The sequence below is a fragment of the Ancylobacter defluvii genome, from assembly GCF_018390605.1.
GTDB classification, from domain to species: Bacteria; Pseudomonadota; Alphaproteobacteria; order Rhizobiales; family Xanthobacteraceae; genus Ancylobacter; species Ancylobacter defluvii.
In genome coordinates, this window is record NZ_JAHBGD010000005.1 from 737,019 (window position 1) to 762,686 (window position 25,668).

Sequence of the window (25,668 nt, forward strand, 5' to 3'; positions counted from 1 at the left end):
CGCCTCCTCAGAAGGTGATCTTCAGGCCGCCGCCATCGGTGCGCAGCGCATGCGTGCCCGGATCGACGACGACGGTGGTGAAGGAGGATTCGATGATGGCGGGGCCGGTGACCGGCGCGTTCGGCGGCATGCTCTCGAAGCGCAGCACCTGCGCGTTGGTCCAGCCGGTCTGGCTGAAATAGATCGGCCGCTTGTCGATCTGCGCTGCCACCTCCTGCGTCGGCAGGCGTCCGGTGCCGCCCTCGCGGATCTTGCAGCTCACTTTGGCGCGCCAGGTGACGAACTCGATGTCGGAATCCGGGTCGGTGATCTCGAAGATCATCTTGTGGGTGGCGTGGAACGCCTCCTTCAGCGCCTCGAGGTCGGCCTCGTCCTTGACGCGGCTCAGGCCCATCGGCACCTCGATCTCCCAGATCTGGTGCATGTAGCGCGCCTCGACCGAGAATTCGGTGGTCACCTTCAGCGCGCCGGCGCCGGGGCCCTCGGCGAACGCCTTGCAGCGCGCCTCCAGCTCGGCGAGCACGGCGTTGACCTGATCGAAGGCGAAGCGCCGGCTGGTGGTGTAGTGCATCTGCGCGTAGTCGGAGGAGATGTCCGACATCAGCGCGCCGGCCGCCGACAGCACTGAGCCGGCTTCGGGGATCAGCACGCCGGCGCAGCCGAGACGGCGGCCGACCGCCACCGCGTTCAGCCCCGCCGCGCCGCCGCCGCCGATCAGCACGGCGTTGGAGGGGTCGATTCCCTGGTTGATGGTGATCTCGTCGATGGCGCCCACCATCTTCTCGGTGGCCAGCGTCAGCACCGAGGCCGCGGCCTCTTCCACGCTGAGGCCGAGCCGGTCGGCGATCTTCTCCTTCAGCACCTTCCGCGCCGCCTCGCGGTCGAGCACCATGGTGCCGCCGAGGAAGAAGTCGGGGTCGATATAGCCGAGGATGATCGAGCAGTCGGTCACGGTCGGCTCGGTGCCGCCCTTGCCATAGGCGACCGGGCCGGGGGTGGAGCCGGCGCTCTGCGGGCCGACGCGCAGCAGCCCGCCATCGTCGACCCAGGCGATCGAGCCGCCGCCGGCGCCGATGCTCTTGACGTCGACCGAGGGGAAGCCGGTCATGTGGCCGCGGAAGCGCTGGCCGATCCAGGTCTCGCGCGTCCACGGAATGCGGCCGTCGCGCACCAGGCTGACATCGTAGGTGGTGCCGCCGGTATCGGCGACGATGGCCTCGGCATGGTCGAAGTCGCGGTCGGTGTAGAAGCGGCCGGCGATCGGCGCCATGGCCGGGCCGGAATTGATCGAATGGATCGGCGCCCGCGCCACCGCCTCGGCGTCCATGATGCCGCCGCCGGAGGTGACCATCAGCGTCCGGCCGGCAAAGCCCGCCTCGCGCAGGCGGCGGGTCAGGCTGTCGAGATAGTCGAACATCAGCGGCTTCAGCGAGGCGTCGATCGCGGTGGCCGAGGCGCGGCGATATTCGCGCAGCGTCGGGTTGAGCGCGTGTGACAGCGTGAACGGCACGCCCGGCAGGTGCTCGGCCAGCAGCTCGCCCATCCGCTTCTCATGCGCGGCATTGACGATCGACCACAGGAAGCAGACGGCCACCGCCTCCACCTTCAGCGTCTTCAGCTTCTCGATCACTGCCAGGGCGGCCGCCTCGTCGAGCGGGGTGCGGATATTGCCGGTGGCCTCGATGCGCTCGGGAATCTCGAAGGTGAGCCGGCGCGGCACATAGGGCTCGGGGTAGGGGACGGTGAAGTTGAACGGCTCGATGCGCCCGCCTTCGCGGATCACCAGCACGTCGGGATGGCCCTCGGTGGTGAGGAAGGCGGTGCGCGCGGTGTTGCCGGTCAGGATGGCGTTGATGGCGCGGGTGGTGCCGTGGATGAACATGTCCGCGCGGGCGAGGAAGTCCGTGCGGTCCTCGCCGAAATGCTCGGCGGCCAGCGTCAGGGCGTTGAGGACGCCCCGGACCGGATCGTCCGGCGTCGTCGACGCCTTGAAGAGACGGATTTCTTCACCGTTCTCGACGACGAGGTCCGTGAAGGTACCTCCTGTATCACACGCCAGACGCATGGCTTTCGACCTCATCTCGTAGTGAATTCCGGGCAAAAATCGGAATAACTGTGATCACAGTTTTCCCTTGAAATCGGAAGCAACCATCGTGCCATATTGCCCGTCGGCGCGTGGACGACGGCGGATGGCGTGGCAGGAATTGCAGGAAAAGGAGCGGGATGTGAGCGGAGCGACGGTGCGGTTCGACGCGGAGGCAAGACGGCCGCTCATGCGGGGCGTCGATATCCTGGCCGATCTGGTGGCCTCGAATATCGGCCCGGCCGGCCGGGCGGTGCTGTCGTCGCGCCAGCATGCGGCGCCGGTCCTGTTGCGCGGCGGCTATACGATCGCCAAGGAGGTCGAGTTCGATCGGCCGGGGCTGCGGGCGGGAGCGGTGGCGATGCGCCAGCTCGCCGCCGACGTCCACGCGCAGGCGGGGGACGGAACCTCGCTCGCCCTGCTTCTCGCCCGCTCGCTATTGCACGGTGCAAGCTGCCGATTACAAACAGGAATTTCCGTCCCGACTCTGCGCGAGGCGATGCTCGCCCATGGCGCGTGCATCGCCGGCGCCATCGAGGCGGCGGCCCGTCCTTTGACGACGGCCGGCGACGTGGAGGCGATTGCCGTGCGCGCGGCGGGTGGCGATCGCGACATCGGCCGGCTCGTCCTCCAGGCGCATGAGCGGGCAGGGCCGGAAGGCATGGTCGTCGTCGAGACGGGGCACGGAATCGGCGACGAACTGGCCGTCGAGACCGGCATGAGCTTCCCGCAGGGCTGGCTGTCGCCGCACTTCCTCACCGATGCCGAGACCGAGCGCGTCGAGCTGTCCAACCCGTTGATCCTGCTGCACCACGGCGCCATCGACAGCTTCGCCGATATGGCCCGGATCCTCGAAATGATCGCCCAATCCGGCAACGAGTTGCTGATCGTCGCCGATAGTTTCGAGGCGGAGGCGATGGCGACGCTGATCGCCAACCGGCGCGAGCGCGGATTCAAGGTCGCGCCGATGAAGGCGCCGGGCGCCGGGCCGTGGCGGGCGCTGCAACTGGAGGACATCGCCGTCGCCACCGGCGCGACGGTGATTGGCCCTGCGCTCGGCACCACGTTGCAGGGCCTGCGCCCGGCCATGCTGGGGCGGGCGGACGCGGTAACAATGACCCGCCAGGCCACCAGCCTGATCGGTGGAAACGGCGACCAATCCGCCATTTCCGCGCGATGCGAGGCCATCCGGCAGTCTATCCGCACGGAGCTGTATCTCGGCTTCGATCGCGAGCAGCATCAGGCCCGGCTGGCGCGGTTCGGCGCCGGTATCGCCCGATTGCGGATCGGCGGCGCCACCGCCACGGAAATCGCCGTCCGCGACGCGCGCGCCCGGTCGGCCGCGGCGGCGCTGCGCGCTGTGGCGGCCGGCGGCGCCGTGCCCGGCGGCGCGGCGGCGCTCATTCACGCGGTCCGGCGCGGGCGGGCGGCGCTGCCGGCCGGCGAGCTCGGACGGGCGGTCGGCAGTCTCTTCGCCACGGCGGCGGCGCAGCCCATGGCCGCCATCGTGTCGAATGCCGGCCTCGATGGGCCGTCGATCGTCCGCATGCTGGCGGCATCCGAGGAAGATCACTCCTTCGACGTCGAGACGCGGGTGCTTGTCGATGGCGCTTCGGCCCCGGAGCCGGCCCGGCTTCTCGCCGTCGCCCTACGGGCGGCGGTGTCCTTCGCGGCGAACTTCATGGCCGTCGAGGTGTCGGTCTCGACCTAGGCGCGGGCGGCTTGCAGGCGGCGGTCGACGGGTTGCCAGCGGGTCGGAGGCACAAAACTGCCTTCCAGCCTTAGGCAATTGACCAATTACGAAGCACTTTTAATCAAGCCCATGAAATAGCCAGAAACGGCAATCGGGGTGTCGTTTTGCCAGAAAGGCCATTTTTTACCTCTGGCACGATCATTGCCTTGTGATCACAGATTGCGATGCCCACGCCGTCTGGAGGTCCGTGTCCTTGTCCAGCTCAACGACGTTCGCAGATGCCGCTCCCGCACCCCGGCATGCGCCCCCCATTCTCGAGATCGTCAACGCCGTCCATGCCTATGACGGCGTCGTCGCGCTGGACAATGTCAGCGTGTCCGCGGCGCCCGGCGAGTTCCTCACCATTCTCGGCGAGAGCGGCTCGGGCAAGACGACGCTGCTGCGGCTGATTTCCGGGCTGGAGAAGCCCTACCGGGTCGGCACGCTCAAGCTCGAGGGCGTCGATGTGCGCGAGGTGCCCGCCTTCCAGCGCAACTGCACCACCGTGTTCCAGAACTACGCGCTGTTCCCGCACATGAGCGTCGGCGCCAATGTCGAATACGGCCTGAAGGTGCGCGGCCTGCCGCCGAAGGAGCGCGAGGCGCGGGCCCGCGAGGCGCTGCGGCTGGTGCAATTGCAGGAGATGTACGACCGCAAGGTGCACCAGCTCTCCGGCGGCCAGCGCCAGCGGGTGGCGCTCGCCCGCGCCCTGGTGCCGCGCCCGGCGATCCTGCTGCTCGACGAGCCGCTGGGCGCCCTCGACGAGAAGCTGCGCGTCGACATGCAGGTGGAGCTGATGCAGCTGCACAAGCAGCTCGGCATGACCTTCATCTACATCACCCACAGCCAGGAAGAGGCGCTCACCATGAGCGACCGCATCATCCTGATGCGCAAGGGCAAGATCGAGCAGGCCGGCCCGCCGGCGGAGATCTTCGACAGCCCGATCAGCAGCTTCGCCGCCAAGTTCATGGGCGTCGACAACTGCTTCGAGGGCGAGCTCGACGCGCTGGCCGACGGCTGGGCGAGCGTGTCGGTCGGCGGCCGCCGCATCGACGGGCGCTGGACCGGCAAGGCGGCGCCGAAGCTCGGCAGCAAGGTGGCGGTCGGCATGCGCGCGGAATGGCTGCAACTGGCCGATACGTCGCCCGAGCCCTCCACCGGGCACAACGTGCTCGACTGCGTGGCCGAGGCCTCGATCTACAAGGGCAAATATCTCGACCGAACGGTCAAGACCCCGCTTGGCCCGCTGAAGGCCCGCATCTGGGATGCGGCTTCGTCGGCCCGGAACCCGTCCTTCGTCCGGTGGAAGAAGGGCGACTGCATCGTGATGAACGCCTGAAGAGTACCGATTTCGCGAAAAACAACACCCTTCCAGCACGCCTCACCGGCGAAGGAGACCGTAATGACAGACGGCAAGATCGCAAAACCCGACTTCGACATGTCACGCCGCGACTTCATGAGTACCGTGCTTTCGGTGTCCGCCCTCGGCGCCGCCGCTTCCATCATGCCGGGCATCTCGCAGCAGGCGTGGGCGGCCGGGCAGGCGGTCAAGGGCTACGGCGTCACCACCGCCCAGCTCAAGGACTGGTCGATCATGACCAAGTCCACCGGCGTCGGCATCGACTACACGCCGACCAACGCCGATATCGGCGTGTTCATGCGCGACGTCATGGGCAACAATCTCGGCGCCACCCATGACATCTTCATCTTCGACGGCGGATCGGAAGACATCCTCGGCCCCGAGGGCTTCTTCGCCGAGATCGACGAGAAACACCCGCAGCTGACGTTGTGGGAGCGCACCCCCGACAGCTGGAAGCGCGCCGCCTATCTGCGGGCGAACGACAAGCAGTACGGCGTGCCGGTGATCGGCAATGGCGACTGCTTCGGCTACTTCCCCGCCGCGATCGACGCCAACCCCAACGGCATGGACGAGATCCCCTGGACCACCTTCTTCGAGGGCGAGAAGGTCAAGGGCCGCGTCGCAATCGACCGCAGCTGGCTGCAATCGATGTCGGAGACGGCCAACTTCCTCAAGCATCACGGCCGGCTCGACGTCGAGGATCCCGCCGACCTGCCGGCGGAGAAGGCGCGCGTGGTCGCCGACTATCTCGTCGAGCGCAAGAAGGCCGGCCATTTCCGCACCATCTTCTCGGCCTTCGAGGAGCAGGTTCAGCTGCTCTCCAACAAGGAGGTCGACATGATCAACTGTTGGGAGCCGGCCACCAAGGAGGCGAACAACGCGCTGGGGCCGAATGCCACCATCTACGCCTTCACCGTCGAGGGCTATTACCTCTGGGGCCACGGCGCCAACGTCGCCACGGCGGCGATGCAGCGCGACAATGTCGACAACATCTACAAGCTGCTCAACTACTTCCTCGGTGGCGAGTACCGCGCCTACCAGGCGAAGGAGCGCGGCTATGCCGGCCCGAACATGGATCTCGGCGTGCAATACGCCATCGACCATGGCTGGTCGCAGGCCGACATCGACAACCTGAAATGGACCGATGAGAAGGTGAAGCGCAAGTTCCAGAAGCCCTTCTATTGCAAGGTCGTACCGGAAAATGCGGCGGTGATGGAAGAGGAGTGGCAGCGCTTCCTCAACGCCTGAGGCGAGGCCCGCTCCGGCCTGGCCGGGGTGGGCTGCATCCGCGTGCCGGTGCCGCCGCGAAGCCGCGCGCGGCACCGGGCGAGGCGGGCGGGCCTTGTGCCCCTTGTCCGCGCCCTTCTCGTCCCGACCCCACCCAATTCCAGGAGCCTTGCCGATGGCCGCGATACTGGATCACCAAGAGGTCGGTCCGCGCCGACCGTTCCTGCAACGCGCGCTCGACAGGCTGGCGCCGTCGAAGCTGATGGTGCCGGGCTTCCTGCTGGCGTGGTCGCTCCTGGTCATCGTGCCGCTGGTGGTCATCGTGCTGTTCAGCTTCCTGCAGGTGCGGCAGTTCCGCGTCGTCTACGAGCCGACGCTGGCGACCTGGCTCTCGCTGATCGATTCCGGCCGCTGGATGGCGGTGGTCCGCACGCTGCGGATCGCCATCACCCTGACGATCCTCGAATTCCTGCTCGCCTTTCCCTTTGCGCTCTGGCTCGCCAAGGGGTGCCGGTCGAAGACATTCAAGGCGGCGGTCATCACCCTGCTGACCATCCCGTTCTTCCTCGACGCGGCGTCGCGGATCATCGTCTGGCGCTCGATCCTCGGCACCAACGGCGCCATCAACACGGCGCTGGTCTGGCTGGGCGTCGTCGACCAGCCGGTGGAATGGCTGCTCTATTCCGAGTTCGCCGTGCATTTCGGCCTGCTCGGCACGCACTTCCCCACCATGGTGTTCCCGATCTTCATGTCGATCGCGCTGATCGACGATGATTTCATCCAGGCCAGCAGCGATCTCGGCGGCAGCCCGGCGCAGACGCTGTTCAACGTCATCGTGCCGCTGGCGCTTCCTGGCATCGTCGCCGGCGTGGTGTTCACGCTGGTGCCGCTGATGGCCGCCTTCGTCGAGCCGCAGCTGCTCGGCGGCGGCTTCGTCGATCTGCTCGGCAACTCGGTCAACTCGGCGCTGCAGCAGCTGAAATATCCGACGGCGGCGGCGCTTTCGACGCTGGTGATCCTGCTGCTCGGCATCTGCCTGGCGGCGCTGATCCTCGTCGCCCGCCGGCGAACCGACATCGCCGCCATGTTCGTCGCGATGCGCCGCTGAGGGAGGTTCACATGTCCACCGCCGCCATGGAAACCTATTCCGAGCGCACCGCCGCGCCGCCGCGTGCCCGCCGTCGGCTGGGAACTTCCCGCCACTGGACGACGCTGGCCAAGTTCGCCGGCGGCTTCGCCATCGTGATGATCTACATCCCGCTGGTCTGGCTGGCGGTGATGTCGTTCACCGCCAACCCGCTTTCGGGCGTGCCCTATCCGCTGACGCTGCAGAACTACGCCACGCTGTTCGCCGATACGCGCTGGCGCCCGCCGCTCAACACCAGCCTGCTGATGAGCGCCGGGGTGGCGCTGGTGTGCATGGTGCTGTCGACGCTGGTCGGCCGCGCGCTGACGCGGATGCCGCGGCCGGGTGCCTCGCTGCTGCTGGTGCTGATGCCGCTCTTCGTGCCCGGCCTCACCATGGGCGCGGCGCTGTTCATCTTCCTGCGCACCATGCTCAATTTGACGCTGGGCCTGTGGTCGATCTTCCTTGCCCAGCTGGTGTGGGCGCTGCCGTTCTGCATCTTGCTGGTGCTGGTGGTCGCCAGCCGCTTCGACCTCCGGCTGCTCGATGCGGCGGAGGATCTCGGCGCCTCGCCCTGGCGGCGCTTCTGGGACATCGAGATGCCGATCCTGCGCCCCGGCATCCTCGGTTCCGGCATCTTCGGCTTCCTGCTGTCGTTCAACGAATTGCCGCGCTCGCTGTTCGTGCGCGGCATCGAGACCACCATGCCGATCTACAACTGGGCGATGGCGGCGTCGCAGCAATCGCAGGTGCCGATCATCTTCTCGCTCACCACCATCCTGCTGGCAGTGACGCTGCCGGTGATGGGCGCCTTCTTCTGGGTCCTTTTCGTGAAGCTCGACAAGAACTGATCCCCAGCCTCTCCGATTTCCTTGAGCCGGCGCCGCCCAGGCCCAGCCCCTCATGCCGCGTGCCATAGAAAGCCAGTGAAATGCTCGATCTCGATACACCCGACAGCAATTATTCGCTCGAGGAGATGGACCGCAACAGCCTGTTCCATCCGCTGACCTCCATCTCCCAGCATATGGCCAACGGCCCGCAGATCATGGGGAAGGCCAAGGGCGTGCGCCTCACCGACCACAAGGGCAAGCCGATCCTCGATTGCTCCGGCGGCCTGTGGTGCGTGAATGTCGGCTATGGCCGGCCGGAGATCGCCGAAGCGGCCAAGCAGGCGATCCTCGATCTCAATTACTGGCACCTGTTCGGCTCGGCCTCCAACGAGGCGACCATCCGGCTGTCCGACCGCATTCTCGGCCTGTTCCACGACCATGCCGGTGCCGATCATCTGGCGCGGGTGTTCTACGGCACCTCGGGTTCGGACGCCAACGACACCAATTTCAAGCTGGTGCGCTATTACGCCAATCTGCGCGGCACGCCGGAGAAGAAGAAGATCATCTCCCGCATGGGCGCCTATCACGGGCTGACCATGGCGGCGGCCCAGCTCACCGGCATTCCGTCCTACCACAAGGCGTGGAGCCTGCCGGACGGCGAGGTCTTCTACACCGATTGCCCGCATTACTACCGCTTCGCGGCGGCCGGCGAGAGCGAGGCCGCCTTCTGCGACCGGCTGATCGCCGATCTGGAGGCGCTGATCGCCCGTGAGGGCGCGAACACCATCGGCGCCTTCATCGCCGAGCCGATCATGGGCACCGGCGGCGTGCTGATTCCGCCGGCCGGCTATTTCGAGCGGGTGCAGGCGGTGCTCGACCGCCACGACATCCTCTTGATCGCCGACGAGGTCATTACCGGCTTCGGCCGCACCGGCGCGTGGTTCGCCACCGGCCTCTACACGCTCAAGCCGGACATCGTCACCTTGGCCAAGGGCCTCACCAGCGCCTATTTCCCGATGTCGGCCTCGGTGATCTCCGAGCGCATGTGGAAGGTGTTCGAGGCCGGCTCGGCCGAGTTCGGCCCGGTCATGCACGGCTTCACCTATTCCGGCCATCCGGTCGGCGCCGCCATCGCCATGGCCAATCTCGACATCATGGAGCGCGAAGGGCTGGTCGCCAATTCCGCCGACACCGGCGCCTATCTGCTCGCCGGCCTGCGCGAGCGGCTCGCCGAGCATCCCTATGTCGGCGAGGTGCGCGGCGAGGGGCTGATGATCGGCGTCGAGTTCACCGCCGACCGCGCGACGCGCCGTCCCTTCCAGGCCGGCGACGCGGTGCATCGCCTGGTTGCGTCGAAGGCGCAGGAGAACGGGCTGATGGTCCGGGCGCTGCCGTTCATCGAAGTGGTGTCGTTCTCCCCGGCGCTCTCCATCACCAAGGCGGACTGCGACGAGGCCATCGATCTCTTCGCCGGGACGATGGCGGACGTCACCTCGCAGCTCGCCGCGAAGGCCGGTACGTAAGCACGGATTCCGTGATATTGCCGCCGGCAAAGGCAATATCTTGGGGGGAGTGGCATGGTCGAAGACAGCGTCGTGGATCGGCCCGGACTGTCGAGTTCGACACTTGCGCATCATACGTATCGGGAGCTGGAAAGCCGCATCGTCGACGGTGCCTGGCTGCCCGATACCAGGATCAGCCTGCGCAAGCTGGCCACTCTCCTCAACACCAGCATGCAACCGGTCCGCGAGGCGGTCAGCAAGCTGGTGGCCGACTCGGCGCTGGAGGTGATCCCGGGACGATCCGTCCGCGTGCCGCAGCTCTCGCGCGAGCAGGCGGACGAGATCTGGACCATCCGCATGCTGCTGGAAGGCGAGGCGGCGGCGCAGTTCGCCGCCCGAAAATGCCCGGAGGAGGCCAAGCCGCTCTACGGGCACACCGACACCATGCGGGTGCACTATCCCGAGCGGGATCACCTCGCGACCATGAAGGCGATCAGGGGGTGGAACATCGCCCTGGTGCATGGTTCGAAGTCGCCGGTGCTGATCGACATGGTGATGCGGCTGCGGCTGCGCTACGCGCCGTTCATCGCCTCCTGCCTCGCGGTGGACTTGCCGCACGATCCGGATTTCGTCAGCTTCACCCTGCACATACAGGACGAACTTGTGATGGCGATCGAAGCCGGCGACGCCGCAGCGGCGCGGCATCTGCGCTGCTCCGACCTGCGCTCTTTCCAGCGCTATCTCTACAGCCGCCGGGGATGGCGGTGAACCGGCGGGGATGGCGGCAAAGCCGCACCCCGCCCTTCAAACACAGATGACAGGTCATGACGAAAGAACGCATCGGCTTTATCGGCGTCGGCCTCATGGGCCATGGAATGGCGAAGAACCTGGTCACCAAGGGTTGGCCGCTCACGGTGATGGGGCACCGCAACCGGGCACCGGTCGAAAACCTCGTCGCGCTCGGCGCCGTCGAGGCGAAGACGCCGCGGGAAATGGCGGCGCAGGTCGACGTGGTGGTGCTCTGCGTCACCGGCTCGCCGCAGGTGCAGGCGCTGTTCGAGGGCCCTGACGGCCTGCGCGCCGCCGGCCGGCCGCTGCTGGTGATCGACTGCTCGACCTCCGATCCCTCGGTCACCCTCAAGCTGGCGGCGGCGCTGGCGGCCGACGGCATCACCTTGATCGACGCGCCGCTGGGGCGCACCCCGGCCGAGGCGGAAGCCGGCACGCTCGACGTCATGGCCGGCGGCAGCGACGAGGCGTTCGCCCGCGCCGCGCCGATCCTCAACGCCTTCGCCGGCAAGGTGGTGCATACCGGGCCGACCGGCTCCGGCCATACCATGAAGCTTTTGAACAACTTCCTGTCGATGGGCTATGCCGCGCTTTATGCGGAAGCGCTGATGATCGCCGACAAGACCGGCATCACCGACAAGACCTTCGACAGCGTCATCCGCGGCGGGCGGATGGATTGCGGCTTCTACCAGACCTTCTCCAAATGGTTCCTGGACAAGGATCCCGAGGCGCACAAGTTCACCCTCAGCAACGCCTTCAAGGACACCACCTATCTGGCGAGCCTTTCCAACGCGCTCGGCAGCGGCAATCCGGTGGGGGCGGCGGTGCGCAATTCCTTCGGCCTCGCCGTCGGCCTCGGCCATGGCGACGAGTATGTGCCGAAGCTCGTCGACATCGTCAGGAAGGCCAATCGCGGCTAGGGCAATTCCCGCAAAAGCGCGCAGCGATTTTGCGAAAGTAATTGCGCAGAAACAAAGAGCCAGAGCGTTTCCGGTGACCCGGATTACACCGGAAACGCTCTGGGCGGGCGGCTCGCGCCGCTATTCGGCGGCGTCGGCGGTGGCGTAAGCGCCGGCGCGCAGGGCGCCCGGCGCGCGTCCGACCACCCGCTTGAACGCCCGGCTGAACGCCGCCTGCGAGCCATAGCCGAGGCGATGGGCGGCATCCTCGATCGAGACGCGGTCGCGGGTGATCCACTGCGCCGCCAGCCGCATGCGCAGATCGGTGAGGTAGCGCAGCGGCGTCACGCCGGTCACCTCGAGGAAGCGTTCGGCGAACACCGAGCGCGACGCGCCCATCTCGGCGGCGAGATCGGCGACGGTCCAGTCGCGGCCGGGATCGCGATGCACCGCGGCGATCACCCGGCCGAGGCGCGGGTCGCGCAGCGCCGCCGCCCAGCCGGTGGCCGTGCCGCAGCCGCACTCGATCCAGGCCCGCACGACGAAGGCCGACACCACCTCGGCGAGCCGGGCCAATATGCCGGCAAACCCGGCGCGGTCGCCGCGCGCCTCGCGCTCCATGGCCTCCAGCATCGGCAGGATTTCCGGATAGCGGTCGAGCAGCGTGGCGACCGACATCACCTCCGGCATCATCGCCACCAGCGGGTTGAGGCTGCCGAGCTCGAAGCCCATGCAGCCGCTGAAGATCACCACGTCCTTGCTGCGGCAGACGTCGTCGGCACACTCCTTGATGTCGCCCACCGTCCGGCACAGCGGCGCGGCGCAGAAGGCGGCGATCTCGCGGCTCGGCACGTTGGGCTCGGAGACGAGGTCATGCGCGCCGCCATGCGGCAGCAGCACCGCCGAGCCGGTCTCCAGCTTCTGGTCGGGCTCGCCCGGCCGCCGCAGGAACACGCTTCCCTTGGCGACGAAATGGAACTGCGCCCGCGCCTCCGCCCGGCCGAAGCCGAGGCCGAAAGGCGGGGAGATCTGGATCCGCCGGTAGTTCAGCCCGACAAGGCGCATGCCCACCAGCAGCTCGCTCACCACATCCGGCGAAGATGGTGATGCCGAGCGCAGCGCAGCATTATCGGACGATTGATCAAGCATGCCGGACACGCTGGCATATATCGTCCGGCGAATCCAGCCTAGCGTGCTGCCATGCAACATCAATCCTTCGAAAGGATTCGTGAATGAGCGAATCGCTCACCCTTGAAGACGTCGCCGAGGCACAGGAGCAGCCGGCCTGGGCCGCGGTCGGCGCGATGACGCTCGGCGTGTTCGGGCTGGTCACGGCGGAGTTCCTGCCGGCCAGCCTGCTCACGCCGATGGCGGCGGAACTCGGCATCACCGAGGGCGCCGCCGGCCAGGCGGTGACGGCGACGGCGCTGGTGGCGCTGGTGGCCAGCCTGCTGGTGGCCGCCACCACCCAGCGCATCGACCGCCGGCACCTGCTGATCGGCTTCTCCGTGCTGCTGGTGGTCTCCAACCTGCTCGTCGCCTTTGCGCCGGGCCTGCCGCTGCTGCTGGTGGGGCGGGTGCTGCTCGGCATCGCCATTGGCGGCTTCTGGGCGATGTCGGCGGCGCTCGCCATGCGGCTGGTGCCGGAGGCGATGGTGCCGCGGGCGCTGTCGATGATCTTCTCCGGCGTCTCGGCGGCGACCATCTTCGCCGCGCCGGTCGGCAGCTATCTCGGCCACCTCATCGGCTGGCGCGCCGTGTTCCTGCTGGTGGCCGGGCTCGGCGTGCTGACCATCGTGGCGCAGATGATCACCCTGCCGCGCATGGCGCCCACCGGCTCGGCGGGACTGCGCACCCTGGCCGAAGTGCTGCGCCGGCCGGGCATCGCGCTCGGCATGCTGGCGGCGATGCTGGCCTTTGCCGGCCATTTCGCCGTCTTCACCTATATCCGCCCGTTCCTGGAGACGGTCACCGGCGTCGGCATCAGCGCGATGTCGGGCATGCTGCTCGGCTTCGGCCTTGCCAATTTCGTCGGCACGCTGCTGGCCGGACCGCTGATCGAGCGCAGCCTGAAGCTGGCGCTGCTCTCGATGCCGCTGCTGATGGGCGCGCTCGGCATCGGCCTCGTCACCCTGCATGGCAGCCCGATGGGGCATGCGGCGCTGATCGCGCTGTGGGGCCTCGCCTTCGGCGCGGTGCCGGTCGCCTGGTCCACCTGGCTCACCCGCACGGTGCCGGATCAGGCGGAGACCGCCGGCGGCCTGCTCGTCGCCGCCGTGCAGCTGGCGATCTCGGTCGGTGCCGCCGGCGGCGGCCTGGTGTTCGAGATCGACGGTGCCGCCGGCGTGTTCACCGTCGCCAGCGTCGTGCTGCTCTCCGCCGCGCTTATCGTCCTGCTCGGCGTGCGCACGCGCCGGGTGGCGACGGCGTGAGCCTGGCGATGGCGTGAGCCTCGCGGCGGTCGATCCGGAACGACGGGATCGGCCGCCGCTCGGGCGACGGCCGGCAGAGCTCAGAGCGGCGCGGCCAGCAGTGCCCCGTCGGCCCGCGCCAGCACTTCCATCCGCACGCCGTAGATCGCCTCCAGGCGCGGCGGCGTGACGATGTCGGCCGGCGTGCCGCGGGCGATCAGGCGCCCTTCGCGCAGGGCGAGGATCTCGTCGCAGAAGCGCGCCGCCATGTTGATGTCGTGCAGCACCGCGATCACGCTGAGCCGCTTGACGGCGGAGAGCCGCCGCACCAGCGTCAGCACCTCCAGCTGGTGGGCGATGTCGAGCGCCGAGGTCGGCTCGTCGAGCAGCAGGCATTCGGCGTCCTGCGCCACCAGCATCGCCAGCCAGGCGCGCTGGCGCTCGCCGCCGGAGAGGGTGTCGACCAGCCGGTCGGCGAAGGGCGCGATGCCGGTCAGCTCGATCGCCTCGTCGACCTTGCGCCGGTCGATGTCGGAGAACCGGCCGAGCGCGCCGTGCCAGGGATAGCGGCCGAGCGCCACCAGTTCGCGCACCAGCAGGCCGGCGGCCGGCGGCGAGGCCTGCGGCAGATAGGCGAGCTTGCGGGCGAAGCCGCGGTCGGTCCAGTCGCCGAGCGCGCGGCCGGCGAAGCGCACCGTGCCGCCGGAGGCCGGCTGCTGGCGGGCGAGGATCTTCAGCAGCGTCGACTTGCCGGAGCCGTTATGGCCGATCAGCCCGATCACCCGCCCGGTCGGCAGCGCCAGCGTCAGCGGCTCCAGCAGCACCCGTCCCGGCACGGCGAAGCGAACCTCGTCGAGGTCGAACAGCGGCGGAGCGACCTCATCGACCGCGCCGGGCACGGGCGACATGAGCGGCGAGGGCGACATCAGCGGCGAGTTCAAGCGGTGTCCTTCCTGAAGCGGGCATCCGATGGCGGATCGCAAGTCCGGCTTACGCCATTGCATCGGTGATCGTCAAATGCGCGACAGTATAGATCGCGCCCGGCAAGTTCATTGCCGCACCGTCTTCCGTCCGCGCTCCACTAGATTATAATATTTACAAAAAAACATCGCTCGGAACGCCGTTCCAGCACGCATGGACCGCTCGGCGGACCGGCCGGCGCTTCGGCCAGCCGGCGGCGTGGGCGAGGGAACGTCTGCGGTCCGGCGCCGTTGCCCTTGTGTAACCGACGACGAGGTGTTCCGTGCAGACGAAGATGCTCGCCGAGGCCGGTGGCCTGCGCACATTCGCCATCATCCTGGAAACCGGCGACGAGGCGATGGCGTCGCTGCAAGCCTTCGCCGAACGCGAACAGCTGACCGCCGCGCATTTCTCCGCCATCGGCGCCTTCCGCGTGGCGGTGATCAGCTATTTCGACTGGGAGCAGAAGTCCTACGACAAGATCCCGGTTAGCGAGCAGGTCGAGGTGGCCTCGCTGGCCGGAGACGTCGCACTGGATCCGCAGGGCAAGCCGGCCATCCACGTCCATGTGGTGCTCGGGCGCCGGGACGGCACCGCGCTGGCGGGCCATCTCACCCGTGGCGAGGTGCGTCCGACGCTGGAGATCATCCTCACCGAAACGCCGGCGCATCTGCACAAGCGGATCGATGCCGAAAGCGGGCTGGCTCTCATCCGCATCGCCGATCGCGTCTGAGAGCCGCGTCTGAGAACCATGCCCGGCCGTCCACGGCGTGCCGGCTACGCCATCTCCACCACGATCTTGCCGAAGGCGCCGCGATCGAGATGGTCGAGCGCGTCCGGCAGCGCGGCGAGGGGATAGCGGGCGTCGATCACCGGTTCGAGGCCGGTGCGCTCGACGGCGGCGACGAAGTCTTCCAGCGCCCGCCGATGGCCGACGCTTATGCCTTGCAGCGTCACGTTCTTGAGCATGAGCGGGCCGCCCGGCGCGACGATCTCGAAGCCCTCCAGCACGCCGATCTGCGAGATGCGCCCGCCCACCGCCGTCGCCTGCACCGCCTTGCCGGTGTGGGGGCCGCCCACGGTCTCGATGACATGGTCGACGCCGCGATCGCCGGTCAGCGCCAGCACCGCCTCCACCCAGTCCTCCCGCGAGCGGTCGATGCCATGGCGGGCGCCGAGCGCCTTCACCCGCGCGAGCTTGTCGGCGCTGCCGGAGACGACGATCACCTCGGCGCCATGCGCCAGTGCGATCTGCACACCGAACAGCGCGACCCCGCCGGTGCCCTCGATAAGCACGGTCTCGCCGGCATGCAGCCGCCCGGCCTCAATCAGCGCGAACCAGGCGGTGAGCCCGGCGCAGGGCAGGGTGCTCGCCGCCGCGGCGTCCAGCGTCGCCGGCGCGCGGACGAACCAGTCCTCCGGGAAGGCGACATATTCCGCCAGCACCCCCGGACAGGTGCCGCCAAGCGTACGATAAGGCGGCCGGCGGGCGTCGCCGCGCGGCTTGCCGTCGATCCAGTCGGGCGCGAAGGTGGAGATCACCCGGTCGCCGGCGTGGAAGCGACCGGCGCCCTCGCCGGTTTCGACCACCGTGCCGGCGAGATCGGAGGCGGGGGTGAAGGGAAAGGCGAGGGCGAGGCCCATGCCGGTCTCGATCATCAGCTTGTCGCGATAGTTCAGCGACACGGCGCCGACCTTCACCAGCACCTCGCCCGGTTGCGGGGCAGGGCGTGCCACCGTCTCCAGCCGCAGCCGCTCGCGGCCGAGCCCGTTCATTTCCCAGCGTTTCATGGTTCCGCTCATTGCCAACTCCTGCTTGCGCGATGGGGTGGCATCCGATGTATCGTTGATCGAGGGGACGCGGTGGCGATAAAATCTCCCGAGATTGTATCCCCTAAGGAGCCGATCCCATGCGCGAGATGCTGAACGGCCTCGATATCTTCGTCGCCGCGGTGGAGGCCGGCAGCTTCGCCGCCGCCGCCGAGCGCACCCATCTCACCCGCTCGGCGGTGGCCAAGACGGTGGCGCGGCTCGAGACGCGGCTCGGCACCCGGCTGTTCCACCGTACCACCCGCAGCCAGGCGCTCACCGAGGACGGCCAGCTCTATTACGAGCGCTGCCAGCGCGCGCTGGAGGAGTTGCGGGCGGCGCAGGCGGTGCTGGAATCGGGACGGCGCGAGGCGACGGGACGTCTCCGGGTCTCGGTGCCCGTGCTGTTCGGCCGCCGCTGCGTCGCGCCGGTGCTGGCCGCGCTGGCGGCGCGGCACCCGAAGCTGGAGCTCGACCTCTCCTTCAGCGACCGGCCGGTCGATCTCATCGAGGACGGCTTCGATCTCGCCATCCGCAACTCTGCCATCGGCGACGGCGCGGGATTGATGACGCGCACGGTCGGGCTGCAGCGCATGGTGGTCTGTGCGGCGCCGTCCTATCTCGCCGCACACGGCGCGCCGGGCGGGCTGGAGGACCTCGGCGCCCACCACGCCGTGACCTATGGACGGGCAGGGCGCATCCGCAGCTGGCAGTTTCCGTCCGAGGCGGGCCGGCCGCTGGAGGCGACGCCGCCGAGCCGGCTTCGCTTCGACGATCTGGAGGCGATCGCCGAGGCGGCCGAGGCCGGCCACGGCCTCGCCTGGCTGCCCTGCTGGCTGATCCGCGACCGGGTCCGTGCCGGCACCCTCGTCCCGGTGATGAAAAACCTGCCTCAGTTGGTCTTCACCACCTATGCGCTGTGGCCGCAGGCGCCGCAGCTGCCCTTGCGGGTGCGGCTCGCCCTCGATGCCCTCGCAGCCGAGTTGCCCGGCAGCGCCGAGCTATGAGCGCCGCCGATTGTGAAGCCGCGGCGGAGTCTCTAAACCGGACGGAAGCCGTCGCCGCGCTCGCGACGACCGCCCTGGTACCAATTTGCGGACGGACGACCTTGGCCGAGTCTCAATCCCACGAGTTCCTGCCCGCCTATGTAAGGCCCGTGCTGGCCGGGTTCCGGAAGTTTCGCGCCTTCCTGCACGAGACCGGGTTTCCCGGCATCGCCGACTACCCGATTTTCGCGGTGCGCGACGAGGTGTCCAATCTGATCGTCAGCTATCTGGCCGGCGGCGGCGAGCGCGGGCTGGCCAGCTGGATCGCCGACCAGATCGCGGCGGTGCATACCGGCGCCGCCTTCGCCAAGCACGCCGCCGAGCTGAGCGCCCGCGAGCCCGAACGCCGTATCCCGCGCATGCGCGACGTGCTGCCGCCGTTGCCGGAGCCGGCGGTGATGCAGGCCGACCTGCAGCGGGAGCTGGCGGCGGCGTTGCAGCGCATCCCGCACGAGCAGGTCGATGCCCTGCTGCGGCACGTGCTGCGCACCGGGCTTTTCGCCGAGGCGTTCGGCCGGCAGTCGCTGGGCAACTGGCTGGAGGATTTCTTCCATGCGCAGCGTTCGGTCGCGCTGCGCATGCTCGAATGGCTCGACACGCCCGAATCGGTCGGGCCGGAGCGGCAGATGCTGCTCGACATCGCGGTGCGGCACTATCTCCAGGTGCGCTATTTCGAGCGTGCCTATGATCTGCTCAGCCGTGCGGCGGCCCGGCGACCGCCGGGGCGGGAGGTCGATACCCGCTTCCTGGAGGGGCTCTGGTACACCGCGTTCCGCCTCGGCCGCCGCGACGAGGCGCGCGCCTGGCTCGACGAATGGGCGCGGATCCGGCCGCTGCTGCGCCAGCCGCTGGTCAACAAGGCGGTGCTGGCCTCCTATGACGACAAGCAGCAGGCCTGCATGCTGCTGGAAAAGACCGGGGTGCTGCACGGCCGGTCCACGGTGGCCGGCCAGGTGCTGTACAGCGAGTACAACATCGAGCTCGGCCGGGTGCATCAGGCGGAAATGTCGATCCGCCACGTCATCGATGTCACCCAGACGCCGGAACTTCCGGCGCCGGTGGACTATCTGATCGCGCTTCACAACATCCTCAGCCTGGACGGCGGCAACACCACGATCCTGCGCGAGGTGTTCCGGCGCTACGAGATGGAACTCGCCTGGGAGACCTTCGGCCTCGACACGGTGACCGACCTCAGCCGTGACGTCGAGGCGCCGGAGGCACGGGTGGCGGTGGTGATGACCGCCTTCAATGCCCAGGATCACATCGCCCGCGCCATTGAAGGCGTGCTCGGGCAGAGCGTGCCGGTGCGGCTGATCATCGTCGACGACTGCTCGGGCGATGCCACGCAGGCGGTCTGCGCCCCGCTGGCCGACGCCGGCCGGCTCACTTATCTGCGCACCCCGCGCAATGTCGGCACCTATGCCGCCAAGAATCTCGGCATTGCCGAGGCGCTGCGGGCCGGGTGCGACTATGTCGCGCTGTGCGATTCCGACGATTTCTGGCTGCGCACCCATGTCGCGCATCATTTGCGGGCCATGCACGGCCGGCCGGAGCTCAAATGCACCAGCTCGCAATGGCTGCGGGTGCGCTCGGATGCCACTATCGAATGCGGCCTGCGCGGCCGCTACATCGAGGAGTGTCCGCATTCCACCTTCTTCGCCGCCGATGTGTTCGAGAAGGTCGGCCTGTTCGATTCGGTGCGCTTCGGTGCCGATCGCGAGTTCCAGCAGCGGGTGCGGCTGCATTTCGGCTCCACGGCGCTCTCCGGCATCGGCATCGTGCTGACGCTCGGCCGGCGGCACGGATTGTCGCTCACCCAGCATGGTGCCGGCGCCATCTCGCAGTTCAGCGAGTCGCCGATGCGCATCGCCTATTGGAAGGCGTGGAACGACTGGCACGACGTCCAGCTCGCGGCCGGCCGGCTGCCATGGACCGACGGTACGCCGGATTTCCGGCCTTTCCCGGTGCCGGACGAGATGCTGCCCTGAGGAATCGCAGGCGCGCACGGTAGCAGATTGCCGGTTGCAACTTCGCCGCAATCGCGTTGCCGAAATGCCACAGCCCGTGCCGGCCGCCACCCGCTACCTCGCGCCGCCACAACCGGTTCGCGCAAGCGAGGCGGAATAGGTTGAGAAAATGCCAGTGCAACCCTGACCGTACGCCCGGCGATTCGTATCACAACCGGCGATTACCGTAACAATCGAAATGTGACAGTTAAATACAGGCGTTTGCCATAATTGAGCGACGATGAATTATTCTCGCACGAGTGATGTTTCGAGCATGAATTGTATGGAGCTCGTAATGAGATCCTTCATTTTCGGAAAAAGATAGAGAATATTAACGCAAGGCGAGAAGGTTTAACTACGTATCTGTCTTGGCGATGAGGCGGGGGAGAGCGCGCGGCAGGTGTTCTAACACTACCGCCGAGGCGCGCCATCCGCCGTCTCACGGGGGATCGCCGGCGGCGAGGCGAACAAAGACTTGGTCGTGTGACATATTTATCATTTCATCCGCTCCTGCATTGCGGCATTATCCAGGCATACGAGTTCCGGTGGTTGTTGGTGCTGACGCTACGTAGCTGTTCGCCAACTTCAGATTTCGAGGGTCCTGGCCATGAAGAAACTTCTCCTTGCTGCTGTTAGCGTCACTGCCCTGGCCAGCCCGGCCCTTGCTGCCGACTTGGCCACCCAGTATCCGGTGAAGGCCGCCGTCGTCGCGGTTCCGGTGTTCACCTGGACCGGCTTCTACATCGGCGCCAACCTCGGCTATACGTGGTCGGACGGTTCGGGCGGCTCCTCCATCGACGGTTACGGCGTCGGCAGCTGGTCCGGCAGCAGCAACGGCTTCACCTATGGCGGCCAGCTCGGCTACAACTACCAGGTCGACTCCTGGGTGTTCGGTGTCGAGGCTGACATTCAGGGCGTCGCCGGCAGCGGCAGCTACGGCGGCATCGCCGGCTCCACCTGGTACGGCAACGATTTCGACACCGATTATTTCGGCACCCTTCGCGGCCGTATCGGTTACGCTTGGGATCGCGTCCTGGTATACGGCACCGCCGGTGCGGCTTATGGCCAGACCTCGGTCAGCGGCTCCATCAACGGCGTGGCCTACGACTCCTCGGCTGACTACTGGACCTGGACCGTGGGTGCCGGTGTCGAGTACGCCTTCGCCGACAACTGGACCGTCAAGGGTGAATACCTCTACATCGGCGATCCGGACACCAAGGCTCAGCTGCCGGGCACCTTCGATAGCTGGGGCCACATCAACACCAACGTGGTTCGCCTCGGCGTGAACTACAAGTTCTGATCGGCGGCCGGCCACATGGCCGGCTTCTCCGACCGAACGGGACGCTGAAACGCTGTTTCGGCATTGTTCAATATGGCGGGATCGGACCTTTAGGTCGGATCCCGCCATATTCATTTGCGGCCGGCCTCTCAATCATCCGGTCACGCCAGTTCGTCCGCCGATACGTCGGCATCCCGCCCGTCAGCTTCGCCCGGCACCGTCCGGCCGTGTCTCGGTACCGTCCGGCCGCGATCGACGAGCGCCGTGCCGATGGGCCGTGCCATCCATGCCGCTCGGCTAGCCGGCCGATTGCGGGTTCGATGCGTCTTCTGGAGCGTCGTTCCGCGCCGATGCGCATCCGGTTCGGCGCGCCGGTCATGCCGAGACCGTCGAGCCGGTCGCGGCGCCCTAGCCGCGCAGGGAAGCCAGCACTCTCAGCGTGTGCCGGCCGATCATGCGTTCTTCGTCGGTCGGGATGACCAGCAGCGGCATGGTACTGCCGACAGCCTCGATGCGCGCGGCGCCAGCGGCGTTGGCTGCCGGATCCAGCCGTGCGCCGAGCCAGGCCAGCCGTCCGGCGATGCGGGCGCGCACCTCGGGTGAATGCTCGCCAATGCCGGCGGTGAACACCAGTGCGTCGAGCCCGCCAAGCGTGGTGGCGAGCGCGGCGATCGCCTGCGCCACCTTGAGGCAGAAGAACTCCACCGCCAAAGCCGCCTCCGGCGCCGGGCTGGCAATCAGTTCGCGCATGTCGTTGCTGATACCGGACAGGCCGAGCAACCCGCTCTCATTATAGAGCATGCGGCCGACCTCGGCGGCGGAGAGTCCCTTCTGCTCGATAAGGTGCAGCACCACGCCGGGATCCAGCGCGCCTGAGCGGGTGCCCATAGGCAGGCCGTCCAGCGCGGTGAATCCCATGGTCGATTCGATGCTGCGCCCATCCCTCAGCGCGCAGGCGGAGGCACCGGAGCCGAGATGTGCCACCACGACCCGGCCGCGCCCGATCTCCGGCTCAAGCCGCCGCAGCGCCGAGGCGACATATTCATAGGAAAGTCCGTGGAAGCCGTAGCGACGCACGCCCTCATCATAGAGCGCGCGTGGCAGGGCGAAGCGCTCGGAGAGCTCCGGATGGCCGCGGTGAAAGGCGGTGTCGAAGCAGGCGACCTGCGGCAGGTCCGGGCGGCGTTCGCGCAGCACGCGGATGGGGTCGAGATTGCTCAGCTGGTGCAGCGGCGCCAGCGGGATGAAGCCGTTCAGGGTCGCCAGCACCGTGTCGTCGACCAGCACCGGGCCGGAATAGACCGGCCCGCCATGCACCACGCGGTGGCCGACGCCGATCATGCGGTAGTCGCGGACCCGCGGCAGCAGCCAGTCGCCGATGATGTGCTGGGCCGCCGTGGCGGTGGCGATCTCGTCGGCGCCGAAGGATTGGTCGACCAGCGTGCCCCCGGCGGCGTCCTTGACCCTGAGCCGGGGCAGGCGGCCAATGCCGTCGAGCGCGCCGCCGAGCACCAGCGCGATGTCCTCGCCCTCCACCCGGTAGAGTTTGAACTTGATGCTGGAGGAGCCGGCATTGATGACCAGCAGGGCAGGGACGGTGGCGGTCGCGGCGGGATCGGTCACGGCGGAGCCCCAATGTGGCGGTGCGGCGCGTCAGCCTAGCAGCCGTCGCGGCATCCCGCACCCGGTGCCCCGCCCGATTTCGGCCGGATCGTACACCAATCGCGGCGGATCGGCCTGACCGTACACCGCACCGGCCTGCATGTCGGCCGGTTCGCCGTCGGTAGATGGTCTGCCGCGCCGGAAAATCGCGACCGGTATCGATCCAATCGTTAAATTGGTCGATGAAAGGTTGTAAAAATCAGCCCTCCTCGGCGGCGCGCAGCTGCTTGTCGAGCAGCTTGCGCTCGACGGTGCGCAGATGATTGCGCATGAAATTGGCGGCGCCGGCCATGTCGCGATGCTCGATGGCGTCGACGATCGCGTCATGCTCCTTGAAGCTATGGTGGTCCGGTGCCGGCTTGACCGGCAGGGCGCGCAGCCGGCCCCAGGTAACCGCGCGGCGCACCGCGTTCAGCGTGTCGAAAAGGCCGAGCAGCAGGCCGTTCTGCGTCGCCTCGGCGATGGTGCGGTGCAGGCGGGTGTCCCAGCCTTCATATTGCCGCCAGCTGTCGGCCTGCCGCGAGCGGGCGAGGCACAGCCGCATCTCGGCGATATCCGCCGGCGTGGCGGTAAAGGCGGCGGCGCGGGCGATCTCCGGTTCGATCACGATGCGCGCGCGCATCACCTCGGCCGGGTTGGAGCGCCGGGCCAGCGCCGTGATGTCGGCGAAGGTGTCGAGCGGCCGGCTGCCCATGAAGGTGCCCTTGCCGACATGCCGCCAGATCTGCCCTTCCGATTCCAGCACGTCGAGCGCCTTGCGCAGCTCGGTGCGCGAGACGCCGAGCGCCGTCGAGAGTTCCCGTTCCGGCGGCAGCCGCCCTTCATCCGAAAGGTCGCTCTGGGCGAGGAAGGCCCGCAGCTGGGTGACGGTGCTCTTCTCAGCGTGCGGATCGGCGTCGGTCAACATGTCCATACGTATCAACCAAATGTGGAATTGGTTCAATCTATGTCGCGGTGTCGGCCTTGGGTCAAGCCGATTTGAACTTGACCACGAGACAGACCCAATATAAACCAAATGACAATTGGTATCCAACCTCGCGGAATACTTCGGCGGTTGGCCAGGAGCGGAACCAACCGCTCGGCACTCACGGGAGACTGGAAATGCTCAAGAATATCGTGAAAGGACTATGCAGCGCTTCGGGCGTGGCACTTGTCATTGGTTTCGGTGCCGCCGTTCTGGCCGCGCCGCAGGCCGAGGCCAAGGTGCGCGTCGCCTATGGCGACATCGCCAGCGTCGAGAACCTGCATCTACTGGCGGCCTTCGAGCTCGCCAAGCAGAAGGGCGTCGACATCGAGATGACGTATCTGAAGTCCGAGGACATCGCCGCCCAGGCGGTGGTCAGCGGGCAGGCGGATATTGGCGTCGGCGGACCTTATGCGTTGATCCAGAAGGTGAAGGTGCCGGTGCGCATCTTCCTGCAGCTGTCGACGCTGCGCTTCTATCCGGCGGTGAACGCTGAATTCTACAAGACCTGGAAGGACCTCAACGGCCAGGAAGTCGCGGTGCATTCGCGCGGCTCCGGCACCGAGGCGATTATGCGGCTGATGGAGCAGAAGCAGGGGATCAAGTTCTCCAAGATCAGCTACATTCCCGGCTCGGAAGTGCGTACCGGCGCGCTGCTGCAGGGCAATGTGAAGGCGACCATCGTCGATTCCAACGGCCGCCGGCTGCTGGAGCAGAAGGCCCCCGGCAAGTTCGTCATCCTGCCGATGGATGGCGTAAACGCCACTGACGAAGCGCTGTTCGCGCGGCAGGATTATCTCGAGAAGAACCCGAAGGACGTCGACATCATTGTCGAGTCGATCCTCACCACCTGGCGCGAGGTCACCAAGAACCCGGCCGTGGTCGCCGAATGGCGCGCCAAGTACAAGCTGCTGCCCGACCTGCCGGCCGATCAGGTGGCGGAGATCACCCCGTACTTCACCGAACTGGCGGAAGGCAAGGCCTTCCCGCTCAATGGCGGCGGCGCCGCGGCGGCCAAGGACGACTTCGCCTTCTACACCCTCTCGGGCCAGCTGACCGGCGAGCCGGCCAGCCTGAAGGTCGATGAATTCTGGGCGCTCGAGCCGCTGAATCGCGTGCTCGGCAAAGTCGGCACCAACTGAGGCGGGTGGCATGTCGGCACCCGCTCACGCAAATGGCTCTCGGCGAGCCATTTCGGGCACCGGGGCTTCCTCCTTCTGGGGGAAGCTTCTGGAGCATCGCACGGCCCTCTGGCGGGCCGCCTCCATTGCTCTGTTCTTTCTGGTCTGGGAGATCGCCGGCCGCATTCCGATCAGCTTCGCCTTCCCGACCTTCCTGGAGACGCTGCGCGCCTTCCTGACCATGCTGTTCAACGGTGCTTTCGTCGCCGCTTATGCCGAGACCCTGCAGCCGCTGGTCATCGGCATCACCATCTCCGCGGTGCTCGGCGTCGGTCTGGGCATATTGATGGGCCTCTCGCGCTTTGCCGAATGGCTGGTCGCGCCGGTGTTCATCGTACTGCAGGCGGCGCCGATGGCGGCGCTCATCCCGCTGATCACCTTCGTCTACGGCATCGGCCTGATGTCCAAGACATTGGCGGTGGTGATGCTTGCCCTGCCGGTGATCGCCCTCAACGGCTACAAGGCAGTTCGAAATACCAATCCGTCATTGGTTGACATGTGCCGTTCCTTCCAGGGAAGCTGGTGGCAGAGGATTGTGAAAATCATCCTCCCCGACGCCTCCCCGATAATATTTGCCGGCTTACGACTTGGTCTCGCCGCCGGCTTCATCGGTGTCATTCTCGCCGAACTCCTTATCACGCCTACCGGAATCGGCGATCTCATCACCTATCACCGTTCGGTGGCGGACTATCCCGAAATGTATGCCGCCGTCGTTTCCATCATCCTCGTCTCGACGCTGACGCTGTCCGCCCTGGAGGCCTTCGAGGTCCGGGTGCTGCGTCCCGAGAAGCGAAAGGGCTGA

21 protein-coding genes are annotated in these 25,668 nt (G+C 67.4%); 15 read left to right on the forward strand and 6 right to left on the reverse strand.

The window, feature by feature from the left end; translation table 11 throughout:
• Positions 1-7: 7 nt before the first annotated feature.
• The gene (locus KHC24_RS06040) at positions 8-2,065 is read right to left on the reverse strand and encodes a hydantoinase/oxoprolinase family protein (RefSeq protein WP_213360615.1); all 2,058 of its coding nucleotides are present in this window, start codon (positions 2,063-2,065) and stop codon (positions 8-10) included.
• A gap of 160 nt (positions 2,066-2,225) precedes the next feature.
• Here KHC24_RS06040 and groEL point away from each other — a divergent pair, with 160 nt between their 5' ends.
• From groEL to KHC24_RS06080, 8 genes are all read left to right on the forward strand, one after another.
• Positions 2,226-3,794, forward strand: coding sequence for a chaperonin GroEL (gene groEL / locus KHC24_RS06045; RefSeq protein WP_213360623.1), 1,569 nt, complete (start codon positions 2,226-2,228; stop codon positions 3,792-3,794).
• A 235-nt stretch (positions 3,795-4,029) separates the two neighbouring features.
• Complete coding sequence (locus tag KHC24_RS06050; protein ID WP_213360625.1) at positions 4,030-5,154, forward strand: ABC transporter ATP-binding protein; 1,125 nt, start codon at positions 4,030-4,032, stop codon at positions 5,152-5,154.
• A gap of 63 nt (positions 5,155-5,217) precedes the next feature.
• The gene (locus KHC24_RS06055; RefSeq protein WP_213360627.1) at positions 5,218-6,423 is read left to right on the forward strand and encodes a hypothetical protein; all 1,206 of its coding nucleotides are present in this window, start codon (positions 5,218-5,220) and stop codon (positions 6,421-6,423) included.
• A gap of 154 nt (positions 6,424-6,577) precedes the next feature.
• Positions 6,578-7,510 carry an ABC transporter permease gene (locus KHC24_RS06060; protein WP_213360635.1) on the forward strand — a complete coding sequence of 311 codons (933 nt, stop codon included), beginning with the start codon at positions 6,578-6,580 and terminating at the stop codon, positions 7,508-7,510.
• Between the two features lie 11 nt (positions 7,511-7,521).
• Entirely contained in the window at positions 7,522-8,379 is an 858-nt protein-coding gene (locus tag KHC24_RS06065; RefSeq protein WP_213360637.1) for an ABC transporter permease, read from the forward strand.
• An 80-nt stretch (positions 8,380-8,459) separates the two neighbouring features.
• Positions 8,460-9,881, forward strand: coding sequence for an aminotransferase (locus KHC24_RS06070; protein WP_213360639.1), 1,422 nt, complete (start codon positions 8,460-8,462; stop codon positions 9,879-9,881).
• Positions 9,882-9,935: 54 nt separating this feature from the next.
• A complete protein-coding gene (locus tag KHC24_RS06075; RefSeq protein WP_213360646.1) occupies positions 9,936-10,628 on the forward strand; it encodes a GntR family transcriptional regulator in 693 nt (230 codons plus the stop codon).
• 56 nt (positions 10,629-10,684) lie between these two features.
• Positions 10,685-11,569, forward strand: coding sequence for an NAD(P)-dependent oxidoreductase (locus KHC24_RS06080; protein ID WP_213360647.1), 885 nt, complete (start codon positions 10,685-10,687; stop codon positions 11,567-11,569).
• Positions 11,570-11,689: 120 nt separating this feature from the next.
• Here KHC24_RS06080 and KHC24_RS06085 read toward each other — a convergent pair whose 3' ends face one another.
• On the reverse strand, positions 11,690-12,697 hold the full coding sequence (locus tag KHC24_RS06085; protein WP_213360648.1) for an AraC family transcriptional regulator: 1,008 nt from the start codon (positions 12,695-12,697) through the stop codon (positions 11,690-11,692).
• Positions 12,698-12,780: 83 nt separating this feature from the next.
• Between KHC24_RS06085 and KHC24_RS06090 the strand changes: the two genes are divergently transcribed.
• Positions 12,781-13,980 carry an MFS transporter gene (locus KHC24_RS06090; RefSeq protein WP_213360649.1) on the forward strand — a complete coding sequence of 400 codons (1,200 nt, stop codon included), beginning with the start codon at positions 12,781-12,783 and terminating at the stop codon, positions 13,978-13,980.
• An 80-nt stretch (positions 13,981-14,060) separates the two neighbouring features.
• Here KHC24_RS06090 and KHC24_RS06095 read toward each other — a convergent pair whose 3' ends face one another.
• Positions 14,061-14,867, reverse strand: a complete 807-nt coding sequence (locus KHC24_RS06095) for an ATP-binding cassette domain-containing protein (protein ID WP_213361320.1) — start codon at positions 14,865-14,867, stop codon at positions 14,061-14,063.
• Positions 14,868-15,202: 335 nt separating this feature from the next.
• Here KHC24_RS06095 and KHC24_RS06100 point away from each other — a divergent pair, with 335 nt between their 5' ends.
• Positions 15,203-15,652, forward strand: a complete 450-nt coding sequence (locus KHC24_RS06100) for a PPC domain-containing DNA-binding protein (protein ID WP_271180661.1) — start codon at positions 15,203-15,205, stop codon at positions 15,650-15,652.
• A 44-nt stretch (positions 15,653-15,696) separates the two neighbouring features.
• Here KHC24_RS06100 and KHC24_RS06105 read toward each other — a convergent pair whose 3' ends face one another.
• Positions 15,697-16,710 carry a zinc-dependent alcohol dehydrogenase family protein gene (locus KHC24_RS06105; protein WP_246546180.1) on the reverse strand — a complete coding sequence of 338 codons (1,014 nt, stop codon included), beginning with the start codon at positions 16,708-16,710 and terminating at the stop codon, positions 15,697-15,699.
• A 119-nt stretch (positions 16,711-16,829) separates the two neighbouring features.
• On the opposite strand from KHC24_RS06105, the gene KHC24_RS06110 reads away from it, so the two are divergent.
• The 3 genes from KHC24_RS06110 to KHC24_RS06120 all read left to right on the forward strand — a co-directional run bounded on the left by KHC24_RS06110 (position 16,830) and on the right by KHC24_RS06120 (position 21,080).
• The gene (locus KHC24_RS06110) at positions 16,830-17,735 is read left to right on the forward strand and encodes a LysR family transcriptional regulator (protein WP_213360651.1); all 906 of its coding nucleotides are present in this window, start codon (positions 16,830-16,832) and stop codon (positions 17,733-17,735) included.
• A 101-nt stretch (positions 17,736-17,836) separates the two neighbouring features.
• A complete protein-coding gene (locus KHC24_RS06115) occupies positions 17,837-19,762 on the forward strand; it encodes a glycosyltransferase family 2 protein (protein WP_213360653.1) in 1,926 nt (641 codons plus the stop codon).
• 625 nt (positions 19,763-20,387) lie between these two features.
• On the forward strand, positions 20,388-21,080 hold the full coding sequence (locus KHC24_RS06120; protein WP_213360655.1) for an outer membrane protein: 693 nt from the start codon (positions 20,388-20,390) through the stop codon (positions 21,078-21,080).
• A gap of 387 nt (positions 21,081-21,467) precedes the next feature.
• Here the strand turns inward: KHC24_RS06120 and KHC24_RS06125 are convergent, their stop codons facing one another.
• Together KHC24_RS06125 and KHC24_RS06130 are read right to left on the reverse strand one after the other, a co-directional pair.
• Positions 21,468-22,682 carry an acetate/propionate family kinase gene (locus KHC24_RS06125; RefSeq protein ID WP_271180662.1) on the reverse strand — a complete coding sequence of 405 codons (1,215 nt, stop codon included), beginning with the start codon at positions 22,680-22,682 and terminating at the stop codon, positions 21,468-21,470.
• Positions 22,683-22,920: 238 nt separating this feature from the next.
• On the reverse strand, positions 22,921-23,634 hold the full coding sequence (locus tag KHC24_RS06130; protein ID WP_373878603.1) for a FadR/GntR family transcriptional regulator: 714 nt from the start codon (positions 23,632-23,634) through the stop codon (positions 22,921-22,923).
• 188 nt (positions 23,635-23,822) lie between these two features.
• Here KHC24_RS06130 and KHC24_RS06135 point away from each other — a divergent pair, with 188 nt between their 5' ends.
• On the forward strand, positions 23,823-24,827 hold the full coding sequence (locus KHC24_RS06135) for an ABC transporter substrate-binding protein (RefSeq protein ID WP_213360659.1): 1,005 nt from the start codon (positions 23,823-23,825) through the stop codon (positions 24,825-24,827).
• 10 nt (positions 24,828-24,837) lie between these two features.
• Positions 24,838-25,668, forward strand: coding sequence for an ABC transporter permease (locus KHC24_RS06140; RefSeq protein ID WP_213360661.1), 831 nt, complete (start codon positions 24,838-24,840; stop codon positions 25,666-25,668).

Bases quoted from the DNA above. Each gene is read 5' to 3' on its own strand.
- KHC24_RS06040 (WP_213360615.1), bottom strand. From the start codon at position 2,065: ATGCGTCTGGCGTGTGATACAGGAGGTACCTTCACGGACCTCGTCGTC.
- KHC24_RS06055 (WP_213360627.1), top strand. From the start codon at position 5,218: ATGACAGACGGCAAGATCGCAAAACCCGACTTCGACATGTCACGCCGC.
- KHC24_RS06060 (WP_213360635.1), top strand. From the start codon at position 6,578: ATGGCCGCGATACTGGATCACCAAGAGGTCGGTCCGCGCCGACCGTTC.
- KHC24_RS06065 (WP_213360637.1), top strand. From the start codon at position 7,522: ATGTCCACCGCCGCCATGGAAACCTATTCCGAGCGCACCGCCGCGCCG.
- KHC24_RS06070 (WP_213360639.1), top strand. From the start codon at position 8,460: ATGCTCGATCTCGATACACCCGACAGCAATTATTCGCTCGAGGAGATG.
- KHC24_RS06075 (WP_213360646.1), top strand. From the start codon at position 9,936: ATGGTCGAAGACAGCGTCGTGGATCGGCCCGGACTGTCGAGTTCGACA.
- KHC24_RS06080 (WP_213360647.1), top strand. From the start codon at position 10,685: ATGACGAAAGAACGCATCGGCTTTATCGGCGTCGGCCTCATGGGCCAT.
- KHC24_RS06085 (WP_213360648.1), bottom strand. From the start codon at position 12,697: ATGCTTGATCAATCGTCCGATAATGCTGCGCTGCGCTCGGCATCACCA.
- KHC24_RS06090 (WP_213360649.1), top strand. From the start codon at position 12,781: ATGAGCGAATCGCTCACCCTTGAAGACGTCGCCGAGGCACAGGAGCAG.
- KHC24_RS06095 (WP_213361320.1), bottom strand. From the start codon at position 14,867: ATGTCGCCCGTGCCCGGCGCGGTCGATGAGGTCGCTCCGCCGCTGTTC.
- KHC24_RS06105 (WP_246546180.1), bottom strand. From the start codon at position 16,710: ATGAAACGCTGGGAAATGAACGGGCTCGGCCGCGAGCGGCTGCGGCTG.
- KHC24_RS06110 (WP_213360651.1), top strand. From the start codon at position 16,830: ATGCGCGAGATGCTGAACGGCCTCGATATCTTCGTCGCCGCGGTGGAG.
- KHC24_RS06120 (WP_213360655.1), top strand. From the start codon at position 20,388: ATGAAGAAACTTCTCCTTGCTGCTGTTAGCGTCACTGCCCTGGCCAGC.
- KHC24_RS06130 (WP_373878603.1), bottom strand. From the start codon at position 23,634: ATGGACATGTTGACCGACGCCGATCCGCACGCTGAGAAGAGCACCGTC.
- KHC24_RS06135 (WP_213360659.1), top strand. From the start codon at position 23,823: ATGCTCAAGAATATCGTGAAAGGACTATGCAGCGCTTCGGGCGTGGCA.
- KHC24_RS06140 (WP_213360661.1), top strand. From the start codon at position 24,838: ATGTCGGCACCCGCTCACGCAAATGGCTCTCGGCGAGCCATTTCGGGC.